Origin of the sequence: Rahnella sp. Larv3_ips, from assembly GCF_003697865.1 — a bacterium.
Lineage (GTDB): Bacteria > Pseudomonadota > Gammaproteobacteria > Enterobacterales > Enterobacteriaceae > Rahnella > Rahnella rivi.
The window spans coordinates 425,367-437,409 of the sequence record NZ_MJIB01000005.1 but is presented as its reverse complement, the minus strand read 5'-3'; the positions used below and the strand labels follow the sequence as shown (position 1 = coordinate 437,409).

Sequence of the window (12,043 nt, the reverse complement as noted above, 5' to 3'; positions counted from 1 at the left end):
ATGTTGCTGACATTCAATTCACCACCCGTTATTCGCGGTGGTATGGATGATTGGTGGTGATACTCCAGGCGCGGTAAAGGCTTTCCGCGACCAGAACCCGAACCAGCGGGTGCGGAAGCGTCAACGGAGAGAGCGACCAGCTCTGTTCCGCCGCGGCCTTACAGGCCGGTGCCAGCCCTTCCGGACCGCCTATCAACAGGCTGACGTTGCGCCCGTCCTGTTTCCAGCGTTCCAGTTGTTGCGCCAGTTGCGGGGTTTCCCACGGTGTCCCTGGAATATCCAGCGTGACAATGCGGTTTCCCTTTCCGACTGCAGCCAGCATCTGTTCGCCTTCTTTTTCAAGAATGCGTTTGATGTCTGCATTTTTCCCACGTTTCCCTGCCGGAACTTCAGTCAGTTCAAACGGCATATCTTTGGGAAAACGGTGCAGATAATCGGTAAAACCGGTTTGTACCCAGTCTGGCATTTTGGTGCCGACGGCGACAAGTTGCAGTTTCACGTATCAGCCCCAGAGTTTCTCGAGCTCGTAAAGCTGACGGCTTTCTTCCTGCATGACGTGAACAATCACTTCACCCAGATCGACAACAACCCAGTCGGCTTCGTTAATGCCTTTTACACCCATTGCATCAATGCCCACGGCTTTGACTTCTTCCACCAGGTGACCGGCGATAGAGACAACGTGACGGCTGGATGTACCGGTACAAATAATCATGCAATCAGTAATACTGGATTTACCTACAACATCAATGGCAATGATGTCTTGTGCTTTCAGGTCATCGACTTTATCGATAACAAAATCTTGGAGCGCTTTACCTTGCAAAGGTTCCCCCTGGGGATGTTTTGAAACACGTTGACTCCATAAGACGTCCGCCGGTGAAGCACCTGAGCGATGATCGTTCTCATGAAGGAGTGGCATAGCGGCAATCTGTAAAACGTCTTAAAGCGTTTAATAATCAATAAATTAAATTGATGAAAGACGCGACGTTATCGGGAGCCGAAATTTAGCGGCGCAGTATACCACGCGATGGCTACGCGCGGTACAAGCCCTGTGATTCTATATAGCGCTCAACGGCGAAAGGCAGCAGATCTGAACAATCAAGACCGGCCTGGCGGCGCTCGCGAATTTGTGTCGCTGAAATATTCAGCAAAGGTGTATGCGCCTGATAAATGAAACCGGCAGGGCGTTGTTTGAGTTTTTGAGGCTCAGTCACCCGGTGGGCATCATACCAGTGCTGGAGCGCCGGTGTATCGAGTTGTTCCTGATAACCCGGTCGTGCCATGACAATCAGGTGGCAAAAATCCAGCAAAGACTCCCAGCGATGCCATTTATGTAACGTCAACAGCGAGTCCTGGCCAATGATAAACGCCAGAGGACAGCTCTCGCCATGTTCTTTACGTAACGTTGCAAGTGTCTCAATGGTGTACGATGGGGTGTCGACGGACAGCTCACGGGGGTCCACTGAAAATAACGGATTCCCCTCCACGGCCAGTTCTGCCATGCGCAAACGCTGTTGCGGGCTGGCACCGGGTTGCGGGCGATGCGGGGGGACATTGTTGGGAAGTAACGTCACACGTTCCAGACCGATGTCCTGCGCCAGACGCGTGACTGGTTTGAGATGGCCGAAATGAACAGGATCGAAAGTCCCGCCAAAAAAAGCCTGTAACGGCTCAGTATCGTCAGAGGAGAGCGTAGGGATAACCGGCATGGAAATGTCCAAGTCCTGCGTCAGTACGAACTGGCGGGTAAAGGTTTGCCACAAAGTAGCATGGAAAGACTTTCAAGCTCCGGCCAAATGGACTGACCGTAATCCTGCTTGAGCGTAATTTCCATTTGCGTCAGCAAACGTACCGCCCGATAAAGTTCTTCCAGAGATAAACGCTGAAGCGCCTGCGTCACCAGTGTGCGGCGATTTTGCCAGACTTTTTGCTGATCGAACAACGTACGCAGCGGCGTGCTGTCCATTTTACGTTTCAGGTTCAGCAACATCAGCAGTTCGCGTTGCACAGTGCGCAACAATATTACCGGTTCGCTGTCTTCCTGTTGCAGCTGACGCAAAATATGCCAGGCGCGTTTACTTTTTCCCGCCAGCAGTGCATCAAGCCAGTGATATGGCGTGAAATGCGCCGCATCATTCACGGCCGCTTCTACCCGGGGTAATGTCAGTTTCCCGTCCGGATAAAGCAGTGAAAGGCGTTCCAGGGATTGTGCTAAAGCCAGTAAATTGCCTTCGTAGCAGTAGCATAGTAGCTGATTGGCGGGCTCATCGAGCTCAAGCGAAAGGGCTTTTGCACGGCGGGTTACCCAGCGTGGGAGCTGTGCCTGCTCCGGCGTCTGGCAACTGACAAACACGCCTTTATCACTCAGCGCTTTAAACCACGCGCTGTTTTCCTGGCCTTTGGTGAGTTTTGTGCCACGAAGGACCAGCAAAATATCATCGTGCAGCAGCGTGGTCAGCTTCAGTAACGGTTCTGCCATTGGCGCGGTAGGGCCATTTTCAGGCAGCATCAACATCAGTGTCTGCCGGCTGGCAAACAGGCTCAGTGCCTGACAGGTGCTGAAAATTGAATCCCATTCGGTATGGGCATCGAGAATAAACGTGTAGTGTTCCTGAAAATCAGCCAGCTGCGCCGCTTTGCGGATGCTGTCCTGACTTTCCTGCAAAAGAAGCGGATCATTGCCACATAACACATAACAAGCGCGCAGCCCTTCACGGAGCTGCGCGTCGAGTTGTTCCGGGTAAACTCGGATCATTGTGCCGTTGTGCTGGCCGGTGTCGTTGATACCGCAGGGGTAACAGACGACGGGGACGTCATGGCATCAGAGGATTTGCTGGCAGAGGAACCGGTAGTGATCACTTCTACCTGGCCATCAACTTGCTCTGCTTTACGCATTTCAGACGCGTGAACCGTTAATAATTTACGGATCAGTTGTTGAGCGGCCTGCTGACGCATTTCTTCCCGGATAATCTCCTGTTCGTTATCTTTTGCCAACGCCGTTAACGGGTTATCAAAGAATGAACGGAAGACAGTCACGTGGAGCGGATAGATGTCTTTACCCGGCATCAGAACCGTCGCGCTGACGCTCATCTGCATCTGATACTCAGCCGTTTTACCGTCCTGGAATACCGAGGCAGTAGTCTGACCGCTTAGTTCAGGCCCGATTCGCAGTGATGGAATATCTTTGTGCTTACCGGTTGGATCATCAACGATTGTCACATTGCTTAAACGCAATTGTGAACGGATATCCCGCGTTAACGGCCCGTACGGATCCCCGCTGTCCAGAACGATAGTTTGCAGTTCGTCAGGCACATTGGTTTTTCCACGTAAGTGGAATCCACAGCCTGCGGTAACCATGACTGCTGCGGTCAGCAGCAGTGTCACTATTCGATGTCGCACAGCTCCTCCTTGACTCAACCTACAACCAGGTTAAGCAGTTTGCCCGGGACGTAGATTACTTTGCGAACCGTAACCCCATCCAGATATTTAGCGACCAAATGTTCTTCTGCCGCACGCTCGCGCACTTGTTGCTCGGTAGCATCAGCGGCTACGGTGATTTTAGCACGCACTTTACCGTTCACCTGCACAACGACCAGTTTGGAGTCTTCGACCATAGCCTGTTCATCAGCCTGTGGCCACGGTGCGGTATCCACATCACCTTCGCCGTTGAGCGCCTGCCAGAGGCTGAAGCACACGTGCGGAGTGAACGGATAAAGCATGCGAACCACGGCCAGCAGGGCTTCCTGCAGCAGGGCGCGATCTTGTTCGCTTTCCTGCGGCGCACGGCCCAGCTTGTTCATCAGTTCCATCACAGCGGCAATCGCGGTATTAAAGGTCTGACGACGGCCGATATCATCGGTCACTTTCGCAATGGTTTTATGCACATCACGACGCAAATCTTTCTGCGCTTCGTTCAGTGACGCAACATCCAGCGCGGCGGTGGCACCTTTTTGGGAATGCTCAAAGGCCAGTTTCCAGACACGTTTGAGGAAGCGGTTAGCCCCTTCAACGCCGGACTCCTGCCATTCCAGCGTCATTTCTGCCGGAGAAGCGAACATCATAAACAGACGTACGGTGTCTGCGCCGTATTTCTCGACCATAACCTGAGGGTCGATGCCGTTGTTTTTAGACTTGGACATCTTGCTCATACCGGCATACACCAGCTCACGGCCCTGCGGGTCGGTCGCTTTAGTGATACGGCCTTTCTCGTCACGCTCAACGGTGGCATCTACCGGGGAAACCCAGACGCGTTCGCCGCTGTTGCCGGTGTAATAGAAGGCATCAGCCAATACCATGCCCTGACACAACAGACGTTTAGCCGGTTCGTCAGAATCAACCAGACCCGCATCGCGCATCAGTTTGTGGAAGAAGCGGAAGTACATCAGGTGCATGATGGCGTGTTCGATACCGCCCACATACTGATCAACCGGCAGCCAGTAGTTGGCCGCAGCCGGATCCAGCATACCTTCGTCGTATTGCGGACAGGTGTAGCGTGCGTAGTACCAGGAAGACTCCATGAAGGTGTCAAAGGTGTCGGTTTCACGCAGACCCGGCATGCCGTTCACGGTGGTTTTTGCCCACTCAGGGTCGGCTTTGATTGGGCTGGTGATGCCGTCCATGACCACATCTTCCGGCAGAATGACCGGCAGTTGATCTTCTGGTGTCGGGATCACGGTGCCGTCTTCCAGCGTGATCATCGGGATAGGGGCGCCCCAGTAACGCTGACGGGAAACCCCCCAGTCGCGCAGACGGTAGTTAACTTTGCGCTGACCGACACCCTGAGCAACCAGTTTGTCAGCAATGGCATTGAAACCGTCTTCGTGGTTCAGCCCGTCGAATTCGCCTGAATTGAACAGCGTGCCTTTCTCGGTCATCGCTTCTGCGGTGATTTCAGGATGGCTGCCATCGGCGTTCAGGATAACCGGTTTGATTTGCAGGTTATATTTGGTGGCGAATTCCCAGTCACGCTGGTCGTGACCCGGAACGGCCATCACTGCGCCGGTGCCGTATTCCATCAGAACGAAGTTAGCGACCCAGATTGGCAGCTTTTCACCGGACAGCGGGTGAATAGCAAACAGGCCGGTTGCCATGCCTTTTTTCTCCATTGTCGCCATTTCTGCTTCGGCCACTTTGGTATTACGGCATTCGTCGATGAAATCGTTCAGGGCGGGATTGTTTTGTGCACCTTGTTGCGCCAGCGGATGACCCGCTGCCACGGCGACATAAGTCGCGCCCATGAAGGTGTCCGGACGGGTGGTGTAAACCGTCACTTTTTCGTCGCTGTCAGCCACGTCAAAAGTGATTTCCACGCCTTCGGAACGGCCAATCCAGTTGCGCTGCATGGTTTTCACCTGCTCCGGCCAGCTTTCCAGCGTGTCCAGATCGTTAAGCAACTGATCGGCGTAATCGGTGATTTTGATAAACCACTGTGGAATTTCTTTGCGTTCTACCTTGGTATCACAACGCCAGCAGCAGCCGTCAATCACCTGTTCGTTCGCCAGAACGGTCAGATCATGCGGGCACCAGTTCACCGCGGAAGTCTTCTTATAAACCAGGCCTTTTTCATACAGCTTGGTGAAGAACCATTGTTCCCAGCGGTAGTAATCGGGTTTGCAGGTCGCAATTTCGCGATCCCAGTCATAGCCGAAGCCCAGCAGTTTTAGCTGGTTCTTCATGTATTCGATATTTTCGTACGTCCATGGCGCAGGGGCAGTGTTGTTTTTCACCGCCGCGCCTTCAGCTGGCAGGCCGAATGCATCCCAGCCGATTGGCTGCAGAACGTTTTTACCGAGCATGCGCTGATAACGGGAAATCACGTCACCGATGGTGTAGTTGCGCACGTGCCCCATGTGGAGGCGGCCTGACGGGTAAGGCAACATGGAGAGACAGTAGTACTTCTCCTTGCCAGGCTGTTCGGTAACTTTGAAAGTTTGCTTCTCTTGCCAGTGAAGCTGAACGTGTGACTCGATGTCTTCTGGACGGTATTGCTCTTGCATGGCGGCCGGTGGTCCTGTGAGTGAAAACAGCTACGCCTGTAGCTCAAAAAGTTTTAATCAAAAGATCCGCATAGCATAGCCGATAAGCAGAGGCAGCAACAACACCCAGCGACGGGCTAACGGGGATTTCTGCCCGCATATGGCCCATTATTCACAATCTGCGAAGCAGGCCGGGATAATCTTCGCCACGGATCAGGGATTTACGACTAAAATAAAGACAAGTAAGCAACTGCCGGGTGAACGGTTATGTGTGTTCAAGGAGAGGAAATGATGAGCAATATTACCCAAAATTACCGTCAGTTAGTCACTTCGCTGACTGAGCGATTAAAAAATGGTGAACGTGATATCAGTGCGCTGGTACAGGATGCCCGCGTACGTTTGCAGGAGGAAGGCAAGCTGTCTGAAATCCAGATTGAACAGTTAACCTCCGCCGTGCGGCGTGATTTGCATGAATTTGCCCGTAATTATACCGAGAACCAGCAGGCCGTCGCTGATGACAGCACCGACAGCGTGTTTATGCGGGTACTGAAAGAAAGTCTGTGGAAAGAGCTGGCGGACATGACCGACAAAACGCAGCTTGAATGGAAAGAAGTCTTTAAAGACGTGAATCATCACGGTGTGTATCACAGCGGGGAAGTGGTGGGGCTGGGGAATCTGGTGTGTGAGAATTGCCAGTTCAGCCTGGCGGTGTATACGCCTGAAATCCTGAGTAAATGCCCTAAATGCGGACATACTGAATTTTCACGCCATGCTTTTGAACCTTGATTGATAAGTCAGCCTGCACCGGGTTCTCCCGGTGGCAGGCTGAATCATCTTATCAGTGCAGAATTTTTGCCAGGAAGTCACGGGCACGATCGGATTGCGGATTATTGAAGAAGTCGTCTTTATTCCGATCTTCCACAATTTTTCCTTCATCCATGAAGATCACGCGGTTAGCCACTTTGCGGGCGAAGCCCATTTCGTGGGTCACCACCATCATCGTCATGCCTTCGTTTGCCAGCTCAACCATGACGTCCAGCACTTCATTGATCATTTCCGGATCAAGCGCGGAGGTCGGTTCGTCAAACAGCATGGCGATAGGATCCATACACAGTGCACGGGCAATCGCCACGCGCTGCTGCTGTCCTCCGGAAAGCTGACCGGGGAATTTGTTGGCGTGCGCAGATAACCCCACACGATCCAGCAGTTTCAGCCCTTTGTCTTTTGCTTCCGCCTGATTACGTTTCAGCACTTTGACCTGAGCCAGCGTCAGATTGTCAATGATGGACAAATGCGGGAACAGTTCGAAATGCTGGAACACCATGCCGACTTTCGCCCGCAGCTGCGCCAGATTGGTTTTCTTGTCGTTCACCTGTGTGCCGTTAACCAGAATCTCCCCTTTTTGCACGGGCTCGAGGCCGTTAACGGTTTTAATCAGCGTCGATTTCCCTGACCCGGACGGCCCGCACACCACCACAACTTCACCTTTTTTAACTTCGGTACTGCAATCGGTGAGCACCTGGAAGTGCCCGTACCATTTAGAAACATTCTTCAGTGAAATCATGAAACGGTCCTTTTCTTCAAATAGCGCACCAGCAAGGAAGCGGAAAGGCTGATAACAAAGTAAATAAGTCCTGCAAACAACACCATCTCCACCAGCGTACCGTCACGGTCACCAATGTTGGAGGCGCTGCGGAAGAAGTCTGCGAGGCCGAGCACATAGACCAGCGAGGTATCCTGGAACAACACGATGGCCTGCGTCAGCAGCAAAGGCACCATCGCACGGAAGGCCTGCGGCAGGATAACTAGCTTCATCGACTGCCACTGGGTCATGCCCAGCGCCAGTGCGGCAGAAGACTGCCCGCGGGCGATACTGATGATCCCTGCACGGATAATCTCTGAGTAATAAGCCGCTTCAAATAACGCAAATGCCACCATCGCGGAAATCAGGCGGATATCGGTTTTCGGTGACAGCCCGAGCACTTTCTGCAGAAAGCCCGGCACAATCAGATAAAACCACAACAGCACCATCACCAGAGGAACCGCACGGAACAGATTGACGTACGCCGAGGCAAACCAGCTGATCGGTTTGAAGGTCGACAGACGCATTACCGCCAGCAGGGTACCCCAGAGGATCCCCACGACAATCGCCAGTGAGGTGATCTTGAGGGTAATGACCATGCCTTGCCACAGATAGGGCAGGCCGGGGCCAATAGAACTCCAGTCAAATTCATGCATATTTATTTACCTCCCATGTTGCCCGGCAGGCGGACTTTACGTTCTACAAAATGCATCAGCAGCATAATCACCGCATTAATGAGGACGTAGGCGACGGTAATGGCAGTAAATGATTCATACGCATGCGCAGAGTAATCAAGCAGCTTACCGGCCTGTGCCGCCATATCCACCAGACCGATGGTTGAGGCAATGGCGGAGTTTTTCACCAGATTGACCATCTCGGAGGTCATCGGTGGAACGATCACACGGTAGGCATTTGGCAGCAGCACATAACGGTAGGTTTGAGGCAACGTCAGCCCCATCGCCAGACCGGCATTGCGTTGTCCGCTGGGTAACGACTGGATGGCGGCGCGTACCTGCTCGCACACGCGGGCAGCGGTAAACAGGCCGAGACAGATAACGGAAGAAGTGAAGAACTGCACGTTCGGCGCGAGTTCTGATTTGAACCACATGCCGATGTTTTCCGGCAATAGCTCAGGCACCACCAGATACCAGATAAAGAATTGCACAATCAGCGGCACGTTACGGAACAATTCAACGTAACAGGTACCGATGCCGGAGAGAAAACGGTTGGGGACGGTACGCAAAATACCGAACAGGGAGCCGACGAAGAAGGCAATAATCCAGGCACAAATCGACAACGCGACCGTGACCTGAAATCCATTCCAAATCCAGCCCAGATAGGTGGTATTGCCGAAGGGGGCGTCTTGCAGGAAGATGCCCCAGTTCCAATCTATTGACATAAAAACTCCATGACACGGGTAATAAACTACCCCTCTGAGTGATGACGTAACCATAAACATGGGTGAGTGGCGGAAAAAATGCGGGGTGGGGAACGACCACCCCGCATCTGGTCTGTCTGTCCTTTCGGACCATCATCACAAGCTGGTTGGCCAGCCTTTATTTTTAATACCCGGTACTACCCGTCTGCTTACTATTACAGTGCTTTATCGTTTGGTGCTTTGAACAGGGCTTTCATGTCGTCAGACAATTCAAAGTTCATGTTCAGGTTTTTCGGAGGAATAGGTTTTTTGAACCAGGTTTCAAACCACTTGGTTGCTTCACCGGAGGTTTGCGCCTTCACGATGGTGTCATCAACCAGTTTTTTGAATTCCGCATCGTCTTTACGCATCATGCAGCCGTAAGCTTCTTTCGACTGCGGCGTACCGATGATTTCCCAGTTATCAGGTTTTTTGGCTTTAGCACGTTCGCCCGCCAGCAGTGCATCATCCATCATGAACGCAACCGCACGGCCTGTTTCCAGCGTACGGAAAGAGTCACCGTGGTCTTTGGCGCTGATAATGCGCAGATCCAGTTTCTTCTCTTCGTTCAGTTTGTTCAGCAGCACTTCAGAGGTGGTGCCGGAGGTGACCACGACGGTTTTGCCTTTCAGGTCAGAGAAATCTTTGATATCTGAGCCTTTTTTGACTAACAGACGGGTGCCGATAACGAAGATGGTGTCTGAGAAGGCCGCTTGTTGCTGACGTTCCAGATTATTGGTGGTTGAACCACACTCAAAATCGTAAGTGCCGTTTTGCAGCAGCGGGATACGGTTTTGCGAGGTGATTGGCATCATTTTTACTTGCAGGTTGGGCAGGTCCAGCTTTTTCTTGACTGCATCAACGATAGCGTTGGAATAGTCCTGTGAATAACCTACGACTTTCTGTTCGTTATTGTAGTAAGAGAATGGCACCGAGGACTCACGGTGACCGACGACGATAACACCATTATCTTTAATTTTTTTCAGAGTGCCGGTCAGTTCTTCCGCGTGGGCAAAGCTGCTTGCGGCAACGCTTGCCAACAGTACTGATAACGCCAATTTGCGCAATTGCATGTCCAACTCCTTGCTGTCATTAGGGATCCAAACTCAGGGATCAGAAAGTGCTAATGCCTCGTCATATGAAGCTAGAAAATAACTGAATGTGAAATTTATGAAACAACATTGTTTCTTTTTTGAGACGGGGCGCGCACCAAATCAAAGCAGACAACAGGCTATGCACTTCAAAAGTGCATGAGGAACAGCCTTTTTGTACCAAAATGATGCAAGACGTCAAAAAATGTCACTAATCAGATATCTTTCAAACAGATGTAGCAAAACGCGTGCCAGTTGGCCTGATTTAACTTCGAAGGCAAATTAAAATTCAGCGCTTAATACCGCCTTTCAAACAATCGGCAGCAGGTAACAGGGAGGGGTTTTGCAGGCAGGGAAGGGGTTGCGACAAAAAAGAACAGGCGCCCGAAGGCGCCTGACAGTATAGCCCTGTCTTAACAGGGCTTATTGATGACTTACATCAGGGGATGATCTGGCCTTTACGACGTCCCAGCCAGATAGCCACAACGGCCATGAGCAGGGTCACAAACCACACCGGCCACCAGCCCATGCGTGCGTAAGGGGTCATGCCGGTAGTGGGCGTAACCTTCACGTTCAGCACCTGGCGTGTAAACTGCGGAATTTCGGCCGTAATGTCACCCTGCGCATTCACAACCGCGGTAACACCGTTGTTGGTGCTGCGCAGCAGAGGGCGCCCCAGTTCCAGTGAACGCATGCGCGCCATCTGGAAATGCTGCCACGGACCAATCGAATGGCCGAACCAGGCATCGTTGGAAATCGTCAGCAGAAAGTTAGTATCCGGTTGCAGGTTATCGCGCACCTGTTCACCAAATACCACTTCATAGCAAATCGCGGTGGTCAGATTAAGGCCGCTGACCATCAGTGGTTTCTGGACGTACGCCCCGCTGGTCAGCCCCGACATCGGTAAATCGAAGAACGGTGCCAGAGGGCGCAGTATGGTTTCCAGTGGCACGAATTCCCCAAACGGTACCAGATGATGTTTATTGAAACGGTTGTCGTCCGGATAGCGGTAAGACTGCTCGCCGCCGAGCACAATGGCGCTGTTATACACCTTCATGCCTTCTTCATTGCGACGGGCATCAATAACGCCGGTAACCAGCTGCGTGCCGTGCGAGCGGTAGATGTTATCCACCATACTCAGGAAGGCTTGCTGATCGGATTCAATATCTGAAATTGCTGATTCCGGCCAGATGATCATATTGGCTTTGCCAAGGTACGGGCGGCTGAGATCCAGATAGGTTTGCAAAGCACTTTCCAGCGCTTTCGGATCCCACTTCATCGACTGTGGAATGTTGCCCTGAACCAGCGCGACATCCACCGTTTTGTCCGTCTGTTCCTGATACCAGTGAACGTAACGCAACGGCCACGGCAGCAATAACATGGCCAGCGCAATGATTCCCGGCGTGATGCGCCGCTGGTGGAATGCGTAAACCAGCAGGCCGCTCAACGACGTCAGCAGCAGCGTAATGCCATCAACACCGGTGATCGGCGCGAGGCCTTTCAGCGGACCGTCGATCTGACTGTAGCCAAATTGCAGCCACGGAAAACCAGTCAGCACCCAGCCACGCAAAAACTCGGTGATTTGCCATAGGGCGGGCGCGGCAAGCGCCAGTTTCCACCAGGTTGTTTTCGGCCATAGTTTGCTGAATACGCCGGCAAACAGCATGGTGTAAAGCGACAAATACGCCGCCAGCAAAACCACCAGAAACAGGTTGATGGCTTCCGGCATGCCGCCAAAGGTGGCGATACTGACATACACCCAGTTTACGCCACTGCCAAAAAGACCCATTCCCCAGAAGAAGCCGATCAGCGAGGCCTGAGACGGGCGGCGATCCAGCGTTAATGCCAGCAGGCCGCAGAGCGATAAAATCGCAGCAGGCCAGAAGTCATAAGGGGAAAAGGAGAACGTGCCACAGGCACCGAATAAGAGCGCCAGCAGGGCGCGAACCCGCTGGCGTTGGTATAAAGAGGCAATTGCCAT

The 12,043-nt window shown here is 52.5% G+C and carries 12 protein-coding genes; 1 reads left to right on the top strand and 11 read right to left on the bottom strand.

The genetic code is table 11. The features are described from left to right. Positions 1-28: 28 nt before the first annotated feature. The 6 genes from rlmH to leuS form a co-directional block, all read right to left on the bottom strand. Positions 29-499 carry a 23S rRNA (pseudouridine(1915)-N(3))-methyltransferase RlmH gene (rlmH, locus tag ED901_RS10830; RefSeq protein WP_056771495.1) on the bottom strand — a complete coding sequence of 157 codons (471 nt, stop codon included), beginning with the start codon at positions 497-499 and terminating at the stop codon, positions 29-31. A gap of 3 nt (positions 500-502) precedes the next feature. Further along, positions 503-820 (bottom strand): ribosome silencing factor, encoded by a 318-nt coding sequence (gene rsfS, locus ED901_RS10825; protein ID WP_056771497.1) that lies wholly within the window; start codon positions 818-820, stop codon positions 503-505. A 208-nt stretch (positions 821-1,028) separates the two neighbouring features. Continuing rightward, positions 1,029-1,697 carry a nicotinate-nucleotide adenylyltransferase gene (nadD, locus tag ED901_RS10820; protein ID WP_205965096.1) on the bottom strand — a complete coding sequence of 223 codons (669 nt, stop codon included), beginning with the start codon at positions 1,695-1,697 and terminating at the stop codon, positions 1,029-1,031. A gap of 29 nt (positions 1,698-1,726) precedes the next feature. Then, a complete protein-coding gene (gene holA, locus ED901_RS10815) occupies positions 1,727-2,752 on the bottom strand; it encodes a DNA polymerase III subunit delta (protein WP_056771502.1) in 1,026 nt (341 codons plus the stop codon). After that, positions 2,749-3,396 (bottom strand): LPS assembly lipoprotein LptE, encoded by a 648-nt coding sequence (gene lptE / locus ED901_RS10810; RefSeq protein WP_122095880.1) that lies wholly within the window; start codon positions 3,394-3,396, stop codon positions 2,749-2,751. Before lptE ends, holA begins: the two co-directional genes overlap by 4 nt. 14 nt (positions 3,397-3,410) lie before the next feature. Beyond that, positions 3,411-5,993 carry a leucine--tRNA ligase gene (gene leuS, locus ED901_RS10805; RefSeq protein WP_056771509.1) on the bottom strand — a complete coding sequence of 861 codons (2,583 nt, stop codon included), beginning with the start codon at positions 5,991-5,993 and terminating at the stop codon, positions 3,411-3,413. A gap of 270 nt (positions 5,994-6,263) precedes the next feature. On the opposite strand from leuS, the gene ED901_RS10800 reads away from it, so the two are divergent. Next, complete coding sequence (locus ED901_RS10800; protein WP_056772013.1) at positions 6,264-6,758, top strand: zinc ribbon-containing protein; 495 nt, start codon at positions 6,264-6,266, stop codon at positions 6,756-6,758. Positions 6,759-6,810: 52 nt separating this feature from the next. Here ED901_RS10800 and ED901_RS10795 read toward each other — a convergent pair whose 3' ends face one another. The 5 genes from ED901_RS10795 to lnt all read right to left on the bottom strand — a co-directional run bounded on the left by ED901_RS10795 (position 6,811) and on the right by lnt (position 12,043). After that, positions 6,811-7,536, bottom strand: a complete 726-nt coding sequence (locus ED901_RS10795) for an amino acid ABC transporter ATP-binding protein (protein WP_056771512.1) — start codon at positions 7,534-7,536, stop codon at positions 6,811-6,813. Next, positions 7,533-8,210 carry a glutamate/aspartate ABC transporter permease GltK gene (gene gltK, locus ED901_RS10790; protein ID WP_122095879.1) on the bottom strand — a complete coding sequence of 226 codons (678 nt, stop codon included), beginning with the start codon at positions 8,208-8,210 and terminating at the stop codon, positions 7,533-7,535. The genes ED901_RS10795 and gltK overlap by 4 nt, the downstream gene beginning before the upstream one ends. Before the next feature lie 2 nt (positions 8,211-8,212). Beyond that, positions 8,213-8,953, bottom strand: coding sequence for an amino acid ABC transporter permease (locus ED901_RS10785; protein ID WP_056771518.1), 741 nt, complete (start codon positions 8,951-8,953; stop codon positions 8,213-8,215). A gap of 194 nt (positions 8,954-9,147) precedes the next feature. After that, the gene (locus ED901_RS10780) at positions 9,148-10,044 is read right to left on the bottom strand and encodes an amino acid ABC transporter substrate-binding protein (protein ID WP_056771522.1); all 897 of its coding nucleotides are present in this window, start codon (positions 10,042-10,044) and stop codon (positions 9,148-9,150) included. 457 nt (positions 10,045-10,501) lie between these two features. After that, entirely contained in the window at positions 10,502-12,043 is a 1,542-nt protein-coding gene (gene lnt / locus ED901_RS10775; protein ID WP_122095878.1) for an apolipoprotein N-acyltransferase, read from the bottom strand.

Excerpts from the sequence above, each read along its gene's own strand:
- holA (WP_056771502.1), bottom strand. The coding sequence starts at position 2,752 with ATGATCCGAGTTTACCCGGAACAACTCGACGCGCAGCTCCGTGAAGGG.
- gltK (WP_122095879.1), bottom strand. The coding sequence starts at position 8,210 with ATGCATGAATTTGACTGGAGTTCTATTGGCCCCGGCCTGCCCTATCTG.
- lnt (WP_122095878.1), bottom strand. The coding sequence starts at position 12,043 with ATGGCAATTGCCTCTTTATACCAACGCCAGCGGGTTCGCGCCCTGCTG.
- ED901_RS10795 (WP_056771512.1), bottom strand. The coding sequence starts at position 7,536 with ATGATTTCACTGAAGAATGTTTCTAAATGGTACGGGCACTTCCAGGTG.
- ED901_RS10785 (WP_056771518.1), bottom strand. The coding sequence starts at position 8,953 with ATGTCAATAGATTGGAACTGGGGCATCTTCCTGCAAGACGCCCCCTTC.
- ED901_RS10780 (WP_056771522.1), bottom strand. The coding sequence starts at position 10,044 with ATGCAATTGCGCAAATTGGCGTTATCAGTACTGTTGGCAAGCGTTGCC.
- leuS (WP_056771509.1), bottom strand. The coding sequence starts at position 5,993 with ATGCAAGAGCAATACCGTCCAGAAGACATCGAGTCACACGTTCAGCTT.
- ED901_RS10800 (WP_056772013.1), top strand. The coding sequence starts at position 6,264 with ATGAGCAATATTACCCAAAATTACCGTCAGTTAGTCACTTCGCTGACT.